This window comes from Rhizobium sp. LEGMi-198b (genome assembly GCF_054114205.1).
In genome coordinates, this window is record NZ_JBSYVH010000008.1 from 368,189 (window position 1) to 389,014 (window position 20,826).

General features: G+C 59.9%; 20 protein-coding genes. 7 read left to right on the plus strand and 13 right to left on the minus strand.

All coding sequences use genetic code 11. The features are described from left to right. Nucleotide 1: 1 nt before the first annotated feature. The 3 genes from ACXHXG_RS27350 to ACXHXG_RS27360 are packed head-to-tail and all read left to right on the plus strand — an operon-like array spanning nt 2 to nt 3,349. Entirely contained in the window at nt 2-1,255 is a 1,254-nt protein-coding gene (locus ACXHXG_RS27350) for an amino acid ABC transporter permease (protein ID WP_260304314.1), read from the plus strand. Nucleotide 1,256: 1 nt separating this feature from the next. Then, nucleotides 1,257-2,546 (plus strand): amino acid ABC transporter permease, encoded by a 1,290-nt coding sequence (locus ACXHXG_RS27355; protein ID WP_260304315.1) that lies wholly within the window; start codon nt 1,257-1,259, stop codon nt 2,544-2,546. 11 nt (nt 2,547-2,557) lie between these two features. Further along, a complete protein-coding gene (locus tag ACXHXG_RS27360) occupies nt 2,558-3,349 on the plus strand; it encodes an amino acid ABC transporter ATP-binding protein (RefSeq protein WP_283052254.1) in 792 nt (263 codons plus the stop codon). Between the two features lie 115 nt (nt 3,350-3,464). Here the strand turns inward: ACXHXG_RS27360 and ACXHXG_RS27365 are convergent, their stop codons facing one another. The 4 genes from ACXHXG_RS27365 to ACXHXG_RS27380 form a co-directional block, all read right to left on the minus strand. After that, nucleotides 3,465-3,803, minus strand: a complete 339-nt coding sequence (locus ACXHXG_RS27365) for a carboxymuconolactone decarboxylase family protein (RefSeq protein WP_285170238.1) — start codon at nt 3,801-3,803, stop codon at nt 3,465-3,467. Between the two features lie 215 nt (nt 3,804-4,018). Beyond that, a complete protein-coding gene (locus ACXHXG_RS27370; protein ID WP_457901365.1) occupies nt 4,019-5,497 on the minus strand; it encodes a multicopper oxidase family protein in 1,479 nt (492 codons plus the stop codon). A 113-nt stretch (nt 5,498-5,610) separates the two neighbouring features. Next, complete coding sequence (gene copM, locus ACXHXG_RS27375; protein ID WP_260304318.1) at nt 5,611-6,021, minus strand: CopM family metallochaperone; 411 nt, start codon at nt 6,019-6,021, stop codon at nt 5,611-5,613. Nucleotides 6,022-6,036: 15 nt separating this feature from the next. Continuing rightward, on the minus strand, nt 6,037-6,231 hold the full coding sequence (locus ACXHXG_RS27380; RefSeq protein WP_260304319.1) for a heavy-metal-associated domain-containing protein: 195 nt from the start codon (nt 6,229-6,231) through the stop codon (nt 6,037-6,039). 160 nt (nt 6,232-6,391) lie between these two features. On the opposite strand from ACXHXG_RS27380, the gene ACXHXG_RS27385 reads away from it, so the two are divergent. Then, nucleotides 6,392-8,869, plus strand: coding sequence for a heavy metal translocating P-type ATPase (locus ACXHXG_RS27385; RefSeq protein ID WP_457901366.1), 2,478 nt, complete (start codon nt 6,392-6,394; stop codon nt 8,867-8,869). A gap of 57 nt (nt 8,870-8,926) precedes the next feature. Continuing rightward, nucleotides 8,927-9,394, plus strand: coding sequence for a Cu(I)-responsive transcriptional regulator (cueR, locus tag ACXHXG_RS27390; protein WP_457901367.1), 468 nt, complete (start codon nt 8,927-8,929; stop codon nt 9,392-9,394). 71 nt (nt 9,395-9,465) lie between these two features. Here the strand turns inward: cueR and ACXHXG_RS27395 are convergent, their stop codons facing one another. Continuing rightward, the gene (locus tag ACXHXG_RS27395; protein ID WP_457901405.1) at nt 9,466-10,425 is read right to left on the minus strand and encodes an aldo/keto reductase; all 960 of its coding nucleotides are present in this window, start codon (nt 10,423-10,425) and stop codon (nt 9,466-9,468) included. Between the two features lie 130 nt (nt 10,426-10,555). Here ACXHXG_RS27395 and ACXHXG_RS27400 point away from each other — a divergent pair, with 130 nt between their 5' ends. After that, nucleotides 10,556-11,440 carry an AraC family transcriptional regulator gene (locus ACXHXG_RS27400; protein WP_457901368.1) on the plus strand — a complete coding sequence of 295 codons (885 nt, stop codon included), beginning with the start codon at nt 10,556-10,558 and terminating at the stop codon, nt 11,438-11,440. Nucleotides 11,441-11,484: 44 nt separating this feature from the next. On the opposite strand, the gene ACXHXG_RS27405 is transcribed toward ACXHXG_RS27400, so the two are convergent. The 6 genes from ACXHXG_RS27405 to ACXHXG_RS27430 form a co-directional block, all read right to left on the minus strand. Beyond that, nucleotides 11,485-12,552 (minus strand): ABC transporter ATP-binding protein, encoded by a 1,068-nt coding sequence (locus ACXHXG_RS27405; protein ID WP_457901369.1) that lies wholly within the window; start codon nt 12,550-12,552, stop codon nt 11,485-11,487. Between the two features lie 30 nt (nt 12,553-12,582). Beyond that, nucleotides 12,583-13,437 carry a carbohydrate ABC transporter permease gene (locus tag ACXHXG_RS27410; protein WP_260304322.1) on the minus strand — a complete coding sequence of 285 codons (855 nt, stop codon included), beginning with the start codon at nt 13,435-13,437 and terminating at the stop codon, nt 12,583-12,585. Then, on the minus strand, nt 13,427-14,332 hold the full coding sequence (locus ACXHXG_RS27415) for a carbohydrate ABC transporter permease (protein WP_445945045.1): 906 nt from the start codon (nt 14,330-14,332) through the stop codon (nt 13,427-13,429). The genes ACXHXG_RS27410 and ACXHXG_RS27415 overlap by 11 nt, the downstream gene beginning before the upstream one ends. A gap of 99 nt (nt 14,333-14,431) precedes the next feature. Beyond that, nucleotides 14,432-15,646: an ABC transporter substrate-binding protein gene (locus ACXHXG_RS27420; protein ID WP_457901370.1), complete on the minus strand. Its 1,215-nt coding sequence runs from the start codon at nt 15,644-15,646 to the stop codon at nt 14,432-14,434. A gap of 86 nt (nt 15,647-15,732) precedes the next feature. Next, nucleotides 15,733-16,518 (minus strand): DUF4037 domain-containing protein, encoded by a 786-nt coding sequence (locus tag ACXHXG_RS27425; protein WP_104827371.1) that lies wholly within the window; start codon nt 16,516-16,518, stop codon nt 15,733-15,735. Nucleotides 16,519-16,552: 34 nt separating this feature from the next. Then, nucleotides 16,553-17,872, minus strand: coding sequence for an alpha-L-fucosidase (locus ACXHXG_RS27430; RefSeq protein ID WP_457901371.1), 1,320 nt, complete (start codon nt 17,870-17,872; stop codon nt 16,553-16,555). 204 nt (nt 17,873-18,076) lie between these two features. On the opposite strand from ACXHXG_RS27430, the gene ACXHXG_RS27435 reads away from it, so the two are divergent. Then, entirely contained in the window at nt 18,077-19,084 is a 1,008-nt protein-coding gene (locus ACXHXG_RS27435) for a LacI family DNA-binding transcriptional regulator (protein ID WP_283052262.1), read from the plus strand. 141 nt (nt 19,085-19,225) lie between these two features. Here the strand turns inward: ACXHXG_RS27435 and ACXHXG_RS27440 are convergent, their stop codons facing one another. Together ACXHXG_RS27440 and ACXHXG_RS27445 are read right to left on the minus strand one after the other, a co-directional pair. Further along, nucleotides 19,226-20,383, minus strand: a complete 1,158-nt coding sequence (locus ACXHXG_RS27440; protein ID WP_260304325.1) for an HlyD family secretion protein — start codon at nt 20,381-20,383, stop codon at nt 19,226-19,228. Then, nucleotides 20,383-20,727 carry a DUF3302 domain-containing protein gene (locus ACXHXG_RS27445; protein ID WP_260304326.1) on the minus strand — a complete coding sequence of 115 codons (345 nt, stop codon included), beginning with the start codon at nt 20,725-20,727 and terminating at the stop codon, nt 20,383-20,385. Before ACXHXG_RS27445 ends, ACXHXG_RS27440 begins: the two co-directional genes overlap by 1 nt. Nucleotides 20,728-20,826: the final 99 nt, after the last annotated feature.

Consider the following 20,826-nt stretch of genomic DNA (forward strand, 5'->3'; position numbering starts at 1 on the left):
CATGGCAATGAAAAGCGACGCTAGCCGCGAGCCGTTTCACCTGAGCATGCTCTTTAACGACACCCGCTACCGAGCCCGCACGATCCAGGTTCTCGCATTCATCATGCTTGTCCTTGCGGCTGCCTGGCTGGTCGACAATACGATCCGCAACCTTGCCGCCCTCGGAAAGGACTTTTCCTTCGGGTTCCTGTGGGCCACAGCCGGTTACGACATCTCACCTCACGCCATCGACTATTCGAGCACCAGCACCCATGCCCGCGCCGCCGTGGTCGGACTGCTCAACACGCTGATCGTTGCCGCGCTCGCCTGCGTGACCGCAACGATCCTTGGCGTGTTGGCGGGCGTTCTGAGGCTTTCCGACAACTGGATCGTCGCCCGCTTGACGACCGCCTATGTCGAGAGCTTCCGCAACGTGCCCGCCCTGCTTTGGATCATCGTGGTGGCGGCGGTCATGTCGGAGGCCATGCCGGCGCCGAACGCTTTCCGCGGCGAAAACCCGACGGCCTCCATGATCCTCTGGGACAGCGTCGCTATCACGAACCGCGGCATCTACCTGCCGGTGCCTGATTTCTCTCGCAGCCTGGGCCAGGCCGACATTGGCCTCGGCATGCTCGACCTCAATTCCGTGGCGATCTTCGGCGTGCTCGCATTTTCGCTTCTCGTCCGCCGAGGGCTGATCAAGCACGCGCAACGGCTCCAAAGCGCGACCGGCCGGCGACCGGCGACCTGGTGGAAGAGCTTGATTGTTTGCACAGTGCCGATGATCGCCCTGCTCTATACGCTCGACTTCCATTTCGACTATCCCGCCTTGAAGGGGCTGAACTTCACGGGCGGTCTGCAACTGCGCAATTCCTTCATCGCGCTCTGGATCGGGCTAAGCGTCTATACCGGCGCCTTCATTGCGGAGATCGTCCGCTCCGGCATCCTTGCGATTTCCCGAGGGCAGACGGAGGCCGCTCATGCGCTCGGGCTTTCGTCAGGTCGCACGATGCGTCTGGTGATCCTGCCGCAGGCCTTGCGGGTCATCGTGCCACCGCTGATCTCGCAATATCTCAACATCACCAAGAACACGTCGCTGGGCCTTGCCGTCGGCTACATGGATCTTCGTTCGACGCTCGGCGGCATCACAATCAACCAGACCGGCCGCGAGCTCGAGGGCATGCTGCTGATGATGCTGATCTACGTCAGCATCAGCCTAATCATCTCCGGCGTCATGAACATCTACAACGACCGCGTCAGGCTGAAGGAGCGTTAAGATGAACATGCACAACGTCTCCTGGGTGCGCCAGGACTTGGTTTCCCCCTCGGCCAGACCCGTCGGCCAAAACGGCCCGATGCGATGGGCGAGAAAGAACCTGTTCAACGGCTGGCTCAGTACATTTCTGACTGTCGCGTCGGTGATGACGGTTGTGTGGCTCACCGTGGCCATCGCACCTTGGCTTGGCAATTCCATCTGGAAAGCCAACTCGCTTGCCGAATGTCGGCAACTCCTGGGTGGAGCGCCCGGTGCGTGCTGGGGTGTCATTCGTGACCGCTGGCCGCAGCTTCTGTTCGGCTTCTACCCGTCCAATCTCTATTGGCGGCCGGTTTTGGCTTTCGGGCTGCTATTCGTGGCATTGGCGCCGGTCCTGTTCCGCGCTGTGCCGGCGCGTGCGCTCTGGTTCAGCGCCGTCTATCCAGGCATCGCCTATTGGCTGATCTGGGGCGGAAGCCTATGGTTTCCGGTCTCCGTCTACCTCGGCTTTGCCGTCGCCGCTGGGCTGTTCATGCTGACGGCACGTATCGGTCGAGGGCTTGGTGTCAGCATCGCCATCCTCGCCGCGACCCTTTGGTGGATCTACGCCGTCCAACCCGTCACATCAGACGTAAACGGTCTCGTTCCGGTCGTTCTCGATACTGTCGCATCGCGTGACGTGGGTGGGTTCCTGCTCTCGATCATCATCGGCGTGACGGGAATTGCATTGTCGCTGCCGCTCGGCATTCTGCTCGCGCTTGGCCGTCGTTCCAAGCTGCCGCTCATCCATATGCTGAGCGTCATGTTCATCGAATTCATCCGCGGCGTGCCGCTTATCACGCTGCTGTTCACGGCTTCGCTGCTCCTGAACTACTTCCTGCCGCCCGGCACCGACTTCGACCTCATTCTGCGCGTCGTCATCATGGTGACGCTCTTTGCGAGCGCCTACATGGCCGAGGTCATTCGTGGTGGTTTGGCGGCCCTGCCGCGTGGGCAATACGAAGCCGCGGAAGCACTCGGGCTCGATTACTGGAAGTCTCAACGGCTCATCATCCTGCCGCAAGCGCTCAAGATTTCCATTCCTGGCATCGTGAATTCCTTCATCGGTCTCTTCAAGGACACGACGCTCGTCATGTTCATCGGTCTTCTCGATCCGATCGCCCTTGCCGCAGCCATTCGCGCTAACACGAACTGGCAGGGGATTTACTGGGAACTCTTCATCTTCATCGGCGCCGTGTTTTTCGTCTTCTGCTTCAGCATGTCGCGCTACTCGATGTATCTCGAGCGCCGGCTGAAGACGGACCATCGTTAGGAGAAATGCGCATGACAAGCATTGTTACGCAACGAGCTTTCCCCCAGGACGGCCGGATCGGTCTTGCAGACGTCGCCATCGAAATTACGGCCATGAACAAGTGGTATGGCGAGTTTCACGCCCTGCGCGACATCAATCTCACCGTTCAGCGCGGCGAGCGGATCGTCATTTGCGGCCCGTCCGGCTCCGGCAAATCGACCATGATCCGCTGCATCAACAGGCTTGAGGAGCATCAGGCCGGCAAGATCGTCGTCGACGGCATCGAGTTGACCAACGACCTGAAGAAGATCGAGGAGGTCCGCCGCGAAGTCGGAATGGTGTTCCAGCACTTCAATCTCTTTCCGCATCTGACCATCCTTCAGAACTGCACCCTCGCCCCGATCTGGGTCCGCAAGATGCCGCAAAAGGAAGCCAGGGAACTCGCCATGCACTTCCTTGAGAAGGTCAGGATTCCGGATCAGGCGCATAAATATCCCGGCCAGCTCTCAGGCGGTCAGCAGCAGCGTGTTGCGATCGCACGATCGCTCTGCATGAAGCCGCGCGTCATGCTGTTCGATGAACCGACCTCGGCCCTCGATCCCGAAATGATCAAGGAAGTGCTCGATACGATGATCGCGCTCGCCGAAGAGGGCATGACCATGCTCTGCGTCACCCATGAAATGGGGTTTGCGCAGGCCGTGGCTAACAGGGTGATCTTCATGGATCAGGGTCAGATCGTGGAGCAGAACGAACCGAAAGCATTCTTCAGCGCGCCGCAATCGGAACGCACGCGTGCGTTCCTCAGTCAGATCCTGGGTCATTAAGCATCGTCGGAACTCGCGAGCTGCCGCGGCTCTGAATGCGCATTGACCTCCTCGATGGTTGACTTGTGGAGAAGGACAGTATCTTGCCCTCCTCCGCTTTTCCTTCGTACCGTGATCAGCCGCCGACGGTGTCGAAAGCATCCAGAACGCGCGACGAGTAAACCAAAGCCGCGCCTGCGTTCAGAGCAATCGCCACGCCGAGTGCCTCAGCGATTTCCTCGCGCGTTGCGCCCACTTTTGCGGCTTCGGCGGTATGGCTGGCGATGCAGCCATCGCAGCGCGTCGTCACCGCCACGGCGAGCGCGATCAGCTCGCGGGTCTTGGCATCCAGCCGGCCGGTCTTTTGGCCGGCGCCGCCGAGGGTGCGGACACCCTCGAGCGTAGCAGGCGATAGCTGGCCAAGTTCGGCAACGCGCGACGACAGTTCCTGCCGGTATTTTCCCCACTCGAGCATTTAGGTTCTCCGTGAATTTGGGTTGATCCGATGTGACGGCAAGCCCGATCCCCTAGTTAAAACAGAGAGGTAGCGCCCACATCGGCCTCAGGAGTAGCGGATAAGCTTCATGAGCAGAAATGGTATGTTTTCACGTTGCCATGAGCATTGCTCATCGAAGGCGAAGGGAAGATAACGTCTCTTTTCCCTCCGCGTTTCGATTGACGAAGGGGTGCTCAGGCCTGAACATCGACCGTGCCCATCATGCCGAGATCCTCGTGCTCGAGGATGTGGCAGTGATACATGCGCGGCCCCGGCAAATTCTGTCGCAACAGGATGCGTACGGTCTCGCCGGCTACGACGTTCACGGTATCCTTCCAGGCCCGGTATGATGGCTTGGTGACCTGGCCGTCCTTTTCGTGCTCGGCAATCTGGAACTGCGTCCCATGCACATGGAATGGGTGATCCATGTCCGCCTGGTTGACGATTTCCCAGAGTTCGACCTGCCCGACCTTCGAGACTTCGTCGACGCGAGTCATGTCGAAGGTAGCGCCGTTGATCAGGAACTCCATCTCCATGCCCTTCATGGATTCCGTCAGCACCAAGCGACGCGTGACCGTCGGCTTTGCGAGGGATTCAATGGTGCGCAGCTTCACCGGAACCGGGGGCATGGCGGGCGCCGGTTTCTCCGAAATATTTGCCGTCAGCAAGGTCATGCCGGCCTCCTCGGGCTTACCCGGCCCCATCCAGCCGCGCTCATAGTCGAGCGTGGTGAGCCTTGCCGTTCCCGGCTTGTCAAAGGAGACGATCAGCTCGACACGCTCGGCGGGCGCAAGCAGCAGTTCGTCGACGGCGACGGGAGCCTCGATAAGGCCACCATCCGTTCCGACGAGCACCATGGCGGCATTCTCGAACTTCAGCCGGAAGAACCGCGCGTTTGTCGCGTTAAACAGACGCAGGCGGCGCTTCTCGCCTTTCGCCACGGCCAGGGCTGGGTTTTTCTGGCCATTGACCAGCACATGGTCGCCGACACGCCCGTTCATCAGGTCCATCATGTTGCTCGCCGGCATGCTTCCGTCTTCGGCAATCCGAAGATCGGTGAACATCAGAACCGTATCGCCATATTCGGCAGGGATCGGATCGCTCTTCGGTTTCACGAGGAAGATGCCCGCGAGGCCGCGATAGACCTGAGCGGCGGTAAGGCCGTGCGGATGGGGATGAAACCAATAGGATGCGGCGCTGCCTTCCGGCAGATCGAAAGCATAGATGCGCTCGCTGCCCGAAACGACTGGCTCCATGGGACTGCCATCCTGATCGGCCGGCACCGGCATCCCATGCCAATGAACCGTCGTCGGTTCGCCGGGAATGCCGTTCTTGAAGTTGATCTCGATCCGGTCGCCCTCGTGCGCCTCGATCACGGGATTTCCGCCATTATAGAGCAGCACGGGCGTATCGAGCCCCTCGGCGAAACGAACGAGGCCCGACTCTGCGGCAAGCCTCGCCTTGAACAGGCCGGCCTCGCTGGCCTGGTTCATCAGGCGCGGCAACTCGCGCAGAGGCTGCCCTTCCGGCAAAACAAGTTTGTTGCCGGCCATAGGCATCATGTTGTGAGCGCCGTGTCCGGTCATGTTGCCCATGTCGTGCATCATCTGGGCCGCGGCAGGCCCGGAAATCGCAAGGCCTGCCAGGCCCGTCAGAAAAGTACGTCGGTACATCGATTGCTTCCTTTTGGTCGTTTGGGAGCGATTCACCCATAAGGCCGCTCACCGCAATATCGCGTTTCTTGTTTCTGAGCCGAAGGCAGCTTCGATAAGCCGCCCTCCAGTCATCATTTGCCGTGTTCGGCGAGCCATTTCTTCATCGTGGCAATCTCGTCTTCCTGAGCATTGATCACATCTTCGGCGAGTTTGCGGACTTCGGGATCTCTGCCGTATTGCAGCGCAACCTTGGCCATATCGATCGCGCCCTGATGATGCGGGATCATGCCGCGCATGAAGTCGGTGTCGGCATCGCCGCTGTACTCGATCATCATGTCCTTGTGCATGCGGTCGTTTGCGGCCGCATATGCTTGGGTGGACGAGGCACTGGATGAGGTGGTCTCCGCGCCAGACATGTCCATTCCCGGCATGGAATGATCCGCAGATGTTGCGTCGTTCGTCTTCAACTGGCTCTGCGCGATCGCCAGGCCCGCGCTGATAGCGATTGCACCGGCGATGAAGATCGGGGTGAGCTTATTCATGATCTTGCTCCCTGATCAGCTCGCAGTTGCCGGATAGCCGGCCTTTTCGAGAATCTGCTGAAGTGCCGGCTGAGAGGCGGTCGTCTCGATCTTGACCGTGCGTGCATCGGGATTGGTCTCGATCTTGGCGTCGGGATCGACGGACTGGATTGCCTTGGTAACGGACCTTGCGCAGCCGCCGCAGGTCATGTTTTCGATTCTGAGTTCCATGAGAATTCTCCTTGGTTTTGATCTCACGGCACTCAAAGTGGAGTTTCCAACCATGGTAAGGTCAAGTGCTGTCTGACGAAAAAAATGCTATTGACCTTCCCATGGTTGGAAGCCCCAGCTTCCCTTCACATTCAAATTCCGGAGCGTGAAAGGACCTCCCATGAATAGTTCAGTCCGGCCAACGGATTTATCGACGGTCATATCTCTGCCTATCGACGGCATGACGTGCGCATCCTGTGTGGGCAGCGTCGAACGCGCCCTAAAAGAGGTGCCTGGCGTCGATTCCGTATCCGTCAATCTCGCCACCGAAAAGGCGAGCATAACGGCGCACGCAGCCATCGACCGCGCGAAACTCGTCCAGGCTGTCGAAAACGTCGGCTATTTCGCGCCTGCGGCCAGTTCCATCGAGCTTTCGATCGAAGGCATGACCTGCGCATCCTGCGTGGGCAGCGTCGAACGCGCCTTGAAGGCTGTTCCAGGCGTCAGCGAGGCCGCCGTCAACCTTGCGACCGAGCGTGCTACGGTCAAAGGATCGGCGGATGCGGCAACCCTGATCGCGGCGGTCGAAAACGCCGGCTACGAGGCGAAGCTTATCGGTGCCGACCGAGGGGACGAAAACACCGAGCGCGCCGAGAAGAAGGATGCCGAGCGGCGCGAGCTCAGCCACGACTTTACCATCGCCGCCGTGCTTACCGCGCCGGTCTTTCTCATGGAGATGGGATCGCATTTCATCCCGCGCGTTCACAGCCTCATCGAATCAACGATCGGCATGCAGTGGAGTTGGTACATCCAGTTCGCGTTGACGACGCTCGTCCTCTTTCTCCCCGGCATCCGCTTCTATCATAAGGGACTTCCGGCACTTGGGCGACTTGCCCCAGACATGAACTCATTGGTCGCCATCGGCTCGCTCGCGGCCTATGGCTATTCGCTGGTCGCAACCTTCGCGCCCGGTTTCCTCCCCCCTGGCACGATCAACGTCTATTTCGAAGCCGCCGGCGTCATCGTAACGCTCATCCTGCTCGGCCGCCTGCTGGAGGCCCGCGCCAAAGGACGCACCTCCGAGGCGATCAAGCGCCTGGTCGACCTTCAGGTCAGAAGCGCCCGTGTTCGCCGGGATGGCAAGGCTGTCGATCTGCCGATCGGCTCGGTTGTCGCCGGTGATATCGTCGAAGTCAGGCCCGGCGAACGTGTTCCCGTCGATGGAGAAGTGGTTGAAGGAAACAGCTATGTCGACGAGTCGATGATTACGGGCGAACCGATCCCGGCATCGAAAACCACAGGCAGCGCGGTTGTCGGCGGCACGGTGAACCAGAAAGGTGTATTTGCGTTCCGTGCGACGGCCGTGGGTGGCGACACCGTGCTATCGCAAATCATTCGCATGGTCGAAGAAGCGCAAGCCTCCAAGCTGCCCATCCAGGCTCTGGTCGATAAGGTAACCATGTGGTTCGTGCCGGCCGTCATGGCTGTGGCCGCAATTACCTTCGTGGCATGGCTCTACTTCGGCCCCTCGCCCGCCCTTACCTTTGCGCTCGTCAACGCCGTGGCGGTTCTGATCATCGCGTGCCCCTGCGCCATGGGTCTGGCGACGCCGACTTCGATCATGGTGGGCACAGGGCGCGGCGCAGAGCTCGGCGTATTGTTCCGCAAGGGCGAGGCGTTGCAATTGCTCAAGGACGCCAAGGTCGTCGCCGTCGACAAGACCGGCACCCTGACCGAGGGCAAGCCGACGCTGACGGACCTGGAACTGGCCACCGGGTTTGACAGGCCGACCGTCCTCAGCCTCATCGCCGCCGTCGAGGCCAAGTCCGAGCACCCGATCGCCCGTGCGATCGTCGACGCCGCCACCGGGGAAGGTCTCTCGCTGTCGTCCGTGTCGGATTTTGAATCAGTTACCGGTTTCGGCGTGCAGGCGAAGGTCGAAGGCAAGCTGGTCCAAATCGGCGCCGATCGCTACATGGTCGAGCTTGGCTACGACGTCGCCGGTTTCGCCTCGGTCGCCGAACGCCTGGGCAACGAGGGCAAGTCACCCCTCTATGCCGCGATTGACGGCAAGCTCGCGGCGATTGTCGCCGTGGCGGACCGGATCAAGGACACGACTCCCGCGGCGATCAAGGCCCTGCACGATCTCGGCCTCAAGGTCGCGATGATTACCGGCGACAATGCCCGCACTGCGAACGCCGTTGCGGCGCGGTTGGGCATCGACGCGGTCGTAGCCGAAGTGCTGCCGGATGGTAAGGTCGACGCGATCAGCGGCCTCAAGAGCCAGTATGGCAAGGTCGCCTTCGTCGGTGACGGCATCAACGACGCCCCGGCGCTTGCCGAAGCGGATGTGGGTCTCGCCATCGGCACGGGCACGGATATCGCCATCGAGGCCGCGGATGTGGTCCTGATGTCGGGCAGCCTGCAGGGCGTACCAAACGCCATTGCGCTTTCCAAGGCGACGATCGGCAACATCCGCCAGAATCTGTTTTGGGCCTTTGCCTACAATACGGCCCTGATCCCGGTCGCCGCGGGTGCTCTCTACCCGGCCTTCGGCATCCTGCTCTCTCCGGTCTTCGCGGCGGGTGCCATGGCCCTTTCGAGCGTCTTCGTGCTCGGCAATGCGCTGAGGCTCCGCCGGTTCAGGGTCGCCAATTGATAAACCAGGTACAGCCGGTCCCGCACGGGACCGGCTACCCTACGCAGGAGAAAACTCATGAATATCGGACAGGCGGCGAAGGCATCGGGCGTATCGGCCAAGATGATCCGCTATTACGAACAAACCGGCCTCATTCAGGCGGCCGATCGTACGGCTTCAGGTTATCGCGACTATTCGGAGGATGATGTCCACGTGTTGCGCTTCATCCGCCGCGCGCGGGATGTCGGCTTTCCGGTTGCGGAGATTCAGACGCTTCTGGATCTCTGGGTCAACCGCGAACGGCAAAGTGCCGATGTCAAACGGATAGCACTTGCCCACATCGCCGAACTTCGGCTCAAAATTCAGGAATTGGAGCAGATGGCCGCAACCCTTGAGGAACTGGCGACGAAGTGCACGGGGGACGACCGTCCGGGCTGCCCTATTCTGGACGATTTGGAGACCCGCGATTCGGATGATGCCCGCATCGCCAACCCCAAATATACTTCGAGAATTTCGCCGCGTGACAGGATGAAGCGCAAGTTTTGAGACTTGGGGAGGGCTTGCACCCCATTCCTCGAGTACGGCGCGGCGGAGTGGGAACACTCATGCGGGCAATCCTAAATCCATTCGGGAGCGCCGCTGCTGTATCTTTCGCCGAATGCACCATGTGGCAGAATCTGCTTGATCCTATCAAGGTCTTCCTGCGTCAGGTTCAGGTCGACGGCACCGATATTCTCGATGAGCCGATCTTGGCGGCGTGTGCCGGGAATCGGTACGATGTCATCACCCTGAGCGAGCAACCAGGCAAGCGCGAGTTGTGAGATCGTCGCACCTCGTTGCTCCGCCAGCGCCTTCAACTCTCGTACAGCATCTCGGTTCTTTTCGAAGTTGCCGGGCTGCCAACGCGGATCGAACCGCCGCATGTCCGTCTCTTCATACTCGGCGGCAGGTTTGACGGCGGCTGTCAGGAAGCCTCGCCCGAGGGGAGAATAGGCGACGAAGCCGATACCAAGTTCACGCGTGACGGGCAGGATGGCTTCAACGTCTCGCTCGAACACCGAATACTCGGTTTGGAGTGCCGTCACGGGTTGTACGGCGTGAGCCCTGCGAATGGTCTGCGGCCCGGCTTCGCTTAAACCGAAGTATTTTACCTTGCCCTGCTGGATCAGGTCCTTGACCGTTCCCGCGACATCTTCGATCGGAACGTTCGGATCTACACGATGCTGATACAGGATATCGATGTGGTCCACTCCGAGATAACGCAGGCTGTTCTCGATCACTTCACGGATATGCTCCGGGCGGCTATCCGTGGCATATTCACGGGTCAGGCCGAACTTGGTCGCAACAACGACGTTTTCGCGGATACCCTTCAGTGCGCGACCAACGAGCTTCTCGTTTTCGCCCCAGCCATAGACCTCGGCAGTGTCGAAAAAGGTGACGCCTAAATCATAGGCACGCCTGATCGTCTCGAAACCCTGCTGCTCGTCACTTGATCCGTACCACAAGGTAATGCCCATGGCACCATATCCGATTGCTGACACGTCCGGGCCGTTCACACCCAATCTACGCTTATGCATTTGAACCTCCATCTGTTGGTCCAAAACATATGTGGCGGCAGGCCATTCCGGCGATGCCTGATGCTACCAAAAGCTTGCCTGATCCTGCCAATCTCTTGACCTTTTCAGGCAAAAAGTCTGAGGTGTTATTATGACGAGTTTGGAAGAAATCCACGCGATCGCGCTCCGCCACGCGGGAAGCGATGAGCAGAAAGTGCCCCGCCTGAAGATCTATTCGTCGGACGCTCCGACGGAATTGATGGCCATGATCTACGAGCCAGTTGTCTGCCTCGTCCTTCAGGGAACGAAAAGGACACTCATTGGCGATGAGTCTTTGGAGTATGGCCCTGGCGACTGCATGATCGTGGCTGCTGAGGTGGTCGCAATGGGGCAAATCACCAAGGCTAGCCCAAGCCAGCCCTACCTTGCAGCGAACCTCTATCTGGACCCGGTGCTTATCTCGTCTCTTCTGGTGGACATGGCCAGGATACCAGAGCCATCTGTTCCCTCAGGCTTCAACGTGACGAAGGCGTCCCCGCCGCTGCTGGAAGCATGGCGGCGTATGGTGGAGCTTTTGGATCGGCCGCTCGAAATACCGGTCATGGCCTCACACTTTGAGCATGAATTACTCTTCAGGCTACTAATGGGACCGCAGGGTCGGATTCTCAGGCAGATAGCTGGCGTGGATTCCCGTCTCTCCCATATTCGCCGGGCAATGGAATGGATACGGGAGCACTACGCAAAGCGTCTGACCATTGAAGCCATGGCAGACATAGCGGGCATGAGCGTGTCTGTGTTCCATCGGCGCTTTAAGGCGGTCACCGGATTGAGCCCGCTTCAGTACCAGAAACATGTCCGGCTGCACGAAGCTCGCCGGCGAATTCTTGCCGCCAACGCCAAAGCCGCCTCTGTGGCCTTCGCCGTGGGCTACGAAAGTGCCTCTCAGTTCAGCCGGGAATATAAGCGCTTATTTGGGGAGCCACCTCGCCGAAGCGCGACGGTGATACAGTCCGCCATAGCGTTGAACCCCGTGTAAGACTTTAGGAACTTTGGCCTGCATCCGAAAGCCATAGCCATCCTTTAACCGAGCCGTTCGCCGCTCGATGGGTCGAACAGGTGCGCCTTTGCGGTGTCGATTTTGAGCTGGATCGCCTGGCCTGTGGCTACGGGAGGGCGATCCCTCACGGCGGCAGCGATGGAATGCGCCCCGGCTTGCAATTGCAGATGCGTGTCGGAGCCGGTCGGTTCGATGATGATCACCTTGGCCTGCACGCCATCTGCATCGACGGCGATGTGTTCCGGACGGATGCCGAGCTGGACGGATCGACCGAGATGGCGACGGGCGCTTTCCGGCAGCGGCCAATGCAGATTTTCCGCGGCCTGCAATTCCATGGCTCCGCCCCGTTCGACAACGAGGCCGTCTATGAAGTTCATCGATGGCGATCCGATAAAGCCGGCGACGAAGCTGTTGGCCGGTGCATCGTAGATTTCGAGCGGCGAACCGATCTGCTCGATATGCCCGCCACGCATCACGACGATGCGGTCGGCCATGGTCATGGCCTCCATTTGGTCATGCGTCACGTAGACCATGGTGGTGCCGAGCCGCTGGTGCAGCGTCTTGATCTCGGTGCGCATCTGCACGCGCAGTTTCGCATCGAGATTGGAAAGCGGCTCATCGAAGAGGAAGACCGCCGGGTTGCGGACGATGGTCCGGCCCATTGCCACGCGCTGGCGCTGCCCGCCGGACAATTGCCGGGGATAGCGATCGAGGAGTGCGGCAAGGTCGAGGATCGCGGCGGCATCACTCACCTTCTGCTCGATCTCCTGCCTGCTGCGGCGCGCGAGCTTCAGCGAAAAGGCCATGTTGTCGCGCACGGTCATATGCGGATAGAGCGCGTAGGACTGGAACACCATGGCGATATCACGCTCATTGGGTTCGAGATCGTTGACGATGCGGTCGCCGATTTCGATCTCACCGTCGCTGATGCTTTCAAGTCCGGCGATCATGCGCAGCAAAGTGGATTTGCCGCAGCCCGAGGGGCCGACCAGAACGACGAATTCCCCGTCCTGCGCGGCGACGGAGACGCCATGCAGCACTTCGAGCGCGCCGTAGCGTTTGATGGCGTTGCGAATGGTCAGTTTCGCCATGGATCTCTCCCGATAATGTCGGCCGGTGCGTCAACGCCCGCCCATGCCCGCATTGAGTGCGATGCTATTGTAGATGAGCTTCTGCAGGATGATCGCAAGGAAAATCCCGGGAAGCATGGAAAGGGCGGCGCCCGCCATCAGATAATTCCATTGCGTACCCTGCTGCGTCTGGAACAGGGTGAGACCGACTGGCAGCGTGGCATTGTCGGCACCGGTCATGACGATCAGGGGCCAGAGGAAATTGTTCCACTGCCCGATGAAGGTGAACAGTGACAGCAGCCCGATCGCCGGCATGGACAGGGGCACGATGATGCTGATGAGGATACGCAGGCGCGATGCGCCGTCGATCCTTGCGGCTTCCTCAAGCTCCATGGGAATGGAGAGGAAGAACTGCCGCATCAGGAATGCGCCGAAGGTGCCGAAGGAGATCGGCAGGATCACGCCGGGGAAAGTGTTGACCAGGCCCAGCTTGTTGACGATCAGAAACAGGGGAATGATCAGCATCAGCGGCGGCACCATCAGCGTGCCGATATAGCCCAGCAGCAAGGTTTCACGCCCTCTGAACTTCAGCCGCGCAAAAGCGTAGCCGGAAAGGCAGGAGACGACGACGGTGATAACAGTCACGCAGACGGCGATGACGGCGCTGTTGAGAAAGAAGCGGCCGAAGGGCAGCCTGGTCCAGGCTGCAGCGAAATTACCCCATTCGAAGACCTCGGGCAGGATGCGCACCGGTATTGCCGTCACCTCCGCATTCGAGCGCACTGCATTCGAGACCATCCAGAAAAAAGGAAATAGGAAGGCGAGCGCCACGAGCGCAAGGGCGGCGTGATTGATGATATCGAGCACCAGCTTCCGGCGCGCTCTGGCCTTGGACTTAAGCGTCATAGTGCACCCATTTGCGCTGGAACCAGAATTGCAGGGCGGTCAGCGCCATGATCAGCGCGAACATCACCCAGGCGATTGCCGAGGCATAGCCCATCTGGAAATTCTGAAAGCCGCGCTGGTAGATGGCGTAGCCGAGCGTTGCGGTCGACGATCCCGGCCCGCCTTTCGTCATGACGAAAATCTGGTCGAAGACCTGCAGCGACGTAATCGCCGTCATCACCGTGCCGAAGAACAAGGTCGGAGAGATCAGCGGCAGGCGGATTTTCCAGAAACGGTCCCAGGCCGTGGCGCCGTCGATCCGCGCCGCTTCCAGATAGGTCGCCGGCACCATGTCGAGAGCGGCGTTGAAGAGAACCGTATTGTAGCCGACGCCAGCCCAGATCGATGTGAGCACCACAGCCTGCATGGCGAGCGTGCGATCGTTGAGGACGCCTGAGAACGGCAATGACAACGCAGCCATCAGGCTGTCGAAAAGGCCGCCGCTGGTGAAAATCAGCATCCAGACCATGGCGACCGCGATGAGCGGGGTGAAGGTCGGAAGGAAGAAGATCACCCGGAACCAGCGCTGTCCGATCTTCAGGCTCGAAATCCAGGTCGCAAGCCCGAGCGAAATGACGATATTCAGCACCAGATATTCGACCGTGAAGAAGATGGTGTTGCGCATGACCGTCCAGAATTGCGGGTCGGTCGTAAACAGGCGCGTGTAATTGGAAATGCCGACGAAACGCGGCGTGCCGAGCAATTGCCAGTTGGTAAAGCTGAGCGCGATCGAAGCAAGGATCGGCAGGACGAGGAACAGAACGATGCCGATCAGGCCCGGCAGCAGAAAGAACAAGGCCGTCCATCCCTCGCCTCTGAACCATTTGCGCGAGCGTGGCCTTGGTCTTGCGATCATGTCGGTGTGTTTGCCCAGCATCATGGGCCTCTCCTTTCCGGCAAGGGCGCTGCGGTCGAGCCGGTGGCCCGGCCGCAGGCAGGCCAGATCCCTTGGGGGCTAGGGAAGCTGGCTCTGAATGTCGCTCAGCACACCCTCGGGCTTCGAGTCTCCGGTCAGCGCCAGCGGCACATATTGCATCACCAGATTCTCGAACTGGTTCCATTTCTCGTTGATACGGAACGGCGTGGTGTGGGCGAACATATATTGCAGCGTGTCGCGGGTGCCGCTGACATTTTTGGCCGCGCCGTCATACCAGGCGGTCTGCTGCGCAAGGCGGGCCGGCAACGCGCGCCCGGCCGAGCCGAGGATCTCGGCCGCCTTCGGACCGCTCAGCACCTGCAGCGCCTTGAAAGCCGCATCCTTGTGCTGGCTGGTGGCGGAAATGCCCCAGCCCGAGCCGGCCGTGATGAAGCGCGACGGGCCGCTTCCGCGTGGCAGCGGCGCAATGCCGATCTTGAACTTGACGTTGGCCTGCGCGGTAATCAGTGTCCAGGGACCGTCGATATACATGGCGACATTGCCCGAGGCGAAGCGGCCGCTTGCTGCGGAGGCATCGGCTGCCGAGGCAAAGACGGGCGAGAGTTTGTCCTTGGCGGTGAGATCGGCATATTTGCTGAAAGCATCGACAAAGCCGGCATTGGTCAGGTCGAATTCATTATCGGAATTGAAGTATTCCGCACCGAGGGCGACGGGGCCGGCAATGAAATCGAAGCCTTGGGTGCCGTAACCATAGGTTCCGTCCTTCGTCAGCGTCTTGGCATCCGCCTTGAAGTCATCGAAGGTCCAGTCCTTGGCAGGCTCCTTCAAGCCGGCGGCGGCAAACTTATCGCGATTGTAGAAGACCATCCAGGGGCCGACGTCGTAGGGCAGCGCGTAGAGCTTGCCGTCATGGGAAAGCCCGGACATGATCGATGTCTCGAAATCCGCCACCTTCACATCGCTGTTCTTCACGTAGTCGTCGAGCGGCGTGAGGATCGAATAGAAATTGGGCATACGCATAGACTGCATCGAGACTATATCGGCGACCTGGCCCGATGCCGTCAGAACCGGCAGGCGCGTCCAATAATCCGTCCATCCTGAAAGCTGTAGCTGGACCTTGATATTGGGATATTGCTGGGTGACGAGATCGGTCAGTTGCTGCCAGAGCTGCGCATCGTTGGGCTCGCCCCACATCTGCCAGGTAAGGGTCACGGGAGCATCCTGCGCCTTAGCGCCGATGCCAGGTAGTGAACTCGCCGCAAGGGCGGCGGCAAAGATCAATGAACGTTTCATGATGGTTCCTCCTCCATAATGACTTTGGTTGCAGTGACGCTGATCACACTCCGGACGCTCCCCTCCGGCTTGGTCTTGCGGCTCGTTCAGGCCGCGATCATAACCTCCAGGTCGGCGATCAGGCCGATCAGTTCCGTTCGTTGGCGCCGCCAGGGGTCCGAACCTTGTCCCGGCTCCAGAATGGCGGTCATCCGCTGCAGGAAGTCAGGGGGCAGCCGCTCGAGTTCGGCTGCCATGGGCAGATTCCAGCCGTCACCCGGGAAATAGACCCGGTTGAGGGCAAAGACCGTCTGCAGAATGGCGTTGGCAAGCTTGCCCGTCAGCCCCACGAGAAAGACGAGATCGCGGCGAGCGACCTTGCTCTCATAGTGATAATCCCTGGCCCAGTAGCGCAGGATGTCCATGTATTGGCTGAGGACGGAGGCCCTGAGTGCTTCCGGATACTCCGCCAATTGCCGCTTCCAGCCGGTCAACAGACCGCGCGGATCCGCGATGATCTGCTGGCTGGCGAGATCGGTCGGCAGGTGATAGCCCCAGATCGTCCATTCGAAGGTTTTGGGCACGGGCATGCCGGCAAGCCAGGATTCCAGATCGCGCTGCACGCCTGCGTAACGGCGCATCCAGACCCCATCCATGCGGATACCCTCGGCCTGCCAGCTTTGCAGAGCCGCTTCGAAACGCCTCCATGCCTCGGTTTGCCGAACCTCCGGTCCGCGATAGGCATCGGCATAGACCCGGAAGTCGAAATCCGATTGCGCATCCGACCACCCCTTGCCGCGCGACCCGGCGAGCGCGACGGCGCCATTGCCGTCTTCGGCCAGATCGGCGATCAAGGGGGTCATCGCGGCAATGAGTTCGGCTTCGCGGCTCATGACAGCACCGGGCGGCTGGGTTTCGCTATCTCCTTCAGTCCTTGAGGATCAGTTCGATGACCGGCGTGACGACATCCGGCTTGAGCACCGGCAGCTCCAGGCTCAGTACGCCCTCGCCAACGGCGACGCCGATATTGGAATCGACATCGGCATCCGGATCGAGCCAATGGAGTTCGCTGGCGTCATGCAGGAACTGCGCATATTTGACCTTACGCCCCAGTCCTTCGATATGAATGTGGCGGAACGGCCAGGTCTGGATATGCAGATAGAGCCGATTGCCCTTCTGGGTGAAGCGGCAGCCGCTCGGAGCCTTGTAGGTGGAGGGGCCGACGCCGTAGATCGCACGACCGTTCAGCTGCATCCATTCGCCATAGGTGTCGAGTGCCTTGATGGCGCGAGCGTCGAAAGTGCCGCGGCCGGTCGGGCCGACATTCATCAGAAGATTGCCGCCGAGCGAAACCGTGTCGACCAGGATGTTGATGAGCTGACCGGCATCCTTCCAGCTCGTCTCGTCGCGATAGTAGCCCCAGGAACCGCTGAAGGTGTGGCAGGCCTCCCAGCGCACCGGCAATCCGGCAACCGTCGGAGCGACACGCGGCGTATATTGTTCCGGCGTCACCAGGTCGGGCATGTGATCTGCGTCGCGCGGAAGATCTAGGCGGTCGCCGACGATGATATCGGGCTGTAGTTGGCGCACCAGCTTCATGAGATCTTCGCTCTCCCAATCGGCGCGGCCCTTGCCGGGCAGCCCCTTGTACACGCGGCGGGGATAGCTGAAATCGAACCAGATCACGTCGATCTTGCCGAAGTTCGTCAGAAGTTCGGTCACCTGATCGCGCATGTACTTGGCATAACGCTTGACGTCGCGGCCCTCATTGAGCTTGGCGGCGTCGGGATGGTTGCGCTGCGGGTGATGCCCGTCGATGGGGAAATCCGGATGATGCCAGTCGAGCAGCGAATAATAGAAGCCGACCTTCAGCCCCTCGGCGCGAAGCGCTTCGACATAAGGGCCGATCAGGTCCTTGCCATAGGGCGTGTTGGTGACCTTGTAGTCGGTGACCTTGCTGTCCCACAGGCAAAAACCCTCGTGATGCTTGGCGGTCAGGACGACATATTTCATGCCGGCTTGGCGCGCGCGACGCGCCCATTCGCGGGCGTCGTAGAGGTCGGGATCGAAGTTGTCGAAATACTTCTGATAGGCCTCGGTGGTGAACTCCTCGCGGTTCTTCAGCCATTCATGCCGTGCGCCGAGGGCGTACAGCCCGAAGTGGATGAACATGCCGAAGCGGTCGTGTCCAAACCATGCTTTGCCATCGGCCACATCACTGCCGCTACTGATCGCTGCGTCGGTCACACTATCCTCCCAAGTGTTACGGCTCAATCGAACCGGTTCGATTTAATCATTGACCCTCCTGCCCCTGCATGTCAAGCGCGCTGTTGAAAGCTCTTTCTGCATATTGCTTCATGGCCGACAAATGTTAGATTTGTGACAGCGATTCATTGAGGGAAGTACCTTCGATCGGAAAGCAAAAGGCGATAGAAACGGTTCGAAAAATTCATGGCCACAATTCGCGATGTCGCCAAACTCGCTGACGTATCCGTCTCGACGGTGTCGCTAGCGCTCAGCAATCCGGCGCGGGTCAGCCAGAAAACGCTGGAGAAAATTCGCCAGGCGATTGCCGCGGTCGGCTTCGTTGCCGACCCGCTTGCCCAAAGCCTTGCGCGCGGACGCAGTCGCATGATCGGTTTCGTCGTCGGCAATGTCGGCAACCCGTTTTTCGGGGATATCCGGCGCGAGCTGGAAAACTATGCGCTCGACCACGAGCATTTCGTCGTCGTCACCGATTCCTCCGGCAAGACGGATCGCGAGAGGGCGATGGTCGAGCACCTGATCGGCCTTAAGACTGCCGGCCTGGCGCTTGCGCCGTCCGGTTATGACCAGAACTATATCGATTTCATCGCAGGCCTGAACGTGCCGATCGTCTGCTTCGACCAGAAGGTTGCCGGGATCGAGCGCGATTTCGTCGGGTCCGACAATTACCTCGCCGGCGCAATGCTGACAGAGCATCTTCTTCAACTCGGCCACAAGCGCATCGCCTTCATCACCGGCCCGAGCCATATGCACACGGCGACGGAGCGTTATCGCGGCTTTGCCGAGACCATGGCCAATGCCGGCGTTGAGGTGAACCCGAATTTCGTCGTCGACGGGCAGTTCACGCGCACCGCCGGCTACGAAGCGGCCATGCGCCTGCTGATCCAGCCCGAGCGGCCCACCGCAATCCTCGGCGCCAACAACACCGTGGCGCTTTCGGCATTACAGGCCATGCAGGAGCTGGGGTTCCGCTGTCCGGAAGACATTTCGCTCGCGATGATCGACAATGTGCAATGGAGTTCGGTCATCACGCCGCGCATTACCATGGTGGTTCAGGACACACTGGCGCTCGGCGGCATCATCGCCCGCCGCCTCATGCACCGCATCACCAACCCGGAAGGCGCCGTCGAGCCGGCACAGGATTTTGTGCTGACGCCGAAATTCGTTCCGGGCAATTCCTGCCGAAGAATTTAGGGCATCGCACATCGAAGCGCGGCGATCTCATATCAAGGGCGCAGCAAAACCGCTCATGCGGCAGGGCTGCTCATGCGCGCAGCCCTCCATCTCCATCGCCGGTTCTGCCTCTTCCTACGTCCTGCGCGATTGCCTCGCCGTTCAGTGCTCCAGGAAGACGTAGTTCATCCAACTGCTCATGCGCAGAAGGACCTTTCGGAGGACGGCGACGTGATGCCAGTGCTCGGTATAAACCGCAACCTCCGCAACGACGCCTCCCGGCAATTGATATTTGTCCGTATTTTCGAGCAGTTCGATACGCGCCAGCGTCTGTCCCGGTGCGGTACGCTCCGGCGACTGCGGATCGATTAGCGCTCCGCTAGGCTGAAGCTGTCCCTGGGCCATGACGTCGATGACTTCTTCGACGCGTGCCTTGAAAATTTTGCCAGGAACCGCCTTGAAAGCGACTTCGGCGTCGTCGCCCACACTCACACGCTGTAGCGAATTCTGGATGAACGCTGCGGCGAGCATTCGGTCCTCACTGTTGATGAACACCATCACCGGACGCAATGGCAACGGGTTGGCCATCATGCCGGGGCGAAGGAAGACCTGGGTCACATAGCCATCGCTCGGCGCACGCACCGTCGTCTGGTCAAGCTCGTATTCCGCATTGCCCAGTTCCGCCGTCAACCGGGCGACGGTTGGGTTCGTACCGTTGATCTCGGATTCATAGGCGAGTTTTGCCTGGACAGCCTGGGCACGTGCCGTATCTGCGGCGGCTTCGGCGGTCAGATAGATACCACGCCGGTTTTCGACCTCCAGTTCGGAATAGACGGCACCCCGGCCGCTGGATTTCGCGTTCTCATTTGAGTTCTGGAATTTCTCGAATGCCTGCAACGCACGATCTCGCGAGGCTTCCGCTCCGACGACTCCGGCATTGGCGGCGTCGAGAGCAGCCTTCAATTGAAGGACCGTCTGCTTCGCCTCGGCAAGCGCTGCTTTCTTCTGATCGACGACAAACTGGTAGGGTCGCGGATCAATGCGGAAGAGCACATCGCCCTTCTTCAGCGGCTTGTTCGGCTCGACCGGGACTTCCACGACCTGCCCGCCGACGACGGGAATGACCGGCGCCGAAGTGAAATAGATGCGCCCGTCCCCGGAATAGGGATGATTGTAGCTCATGATGAGCAGCAGGGCCCCGATCAAAAAGATGCCGCCCAGGACCGCTGTCGAGAGTGTCCATTGGTTTACAGGAATCCGGAACACCTTAAAGATCGTAAAGCAGATCGCGGCATAAGTGAGTATCAGGAGCAGATCCATCAGGCTTTCTCCCTCTCCGACGACGGTTGCGCTTCGAGCTCAGCGATCCGGGCATGAAGACGTGCGATTTCGGCATTTGCTTCGGCTTCGCGCGAAAGCTTGCCATCGGGTCGAATTCCCCAACCGCGGTCCTCCCGGTAGAGGGTCGCCCAAATGAAGAGAAACGGCCAAATCGCGTGCAGGGTGAACAGGCTCACCCAACCGGCAACATGGATGGCATCCTGGTGAGGGTGGTTGCGAGCCTTGGCGATCAGATGCGGGATGTCGTGAATCGCGATCACTGCATAGAAGAGAGTGACCACCATGAAAATCAGCACCCCAAGTGCAAAATAGTCGAGAAACACGGTTCCTCCTTTTCGGCCTGTGACCGAGCCGACCGGCCGTCATCGAGGAGGAGATAGTAACGCCGCCAGACCTCAAACGCCTGTAGCATCACGTATCGT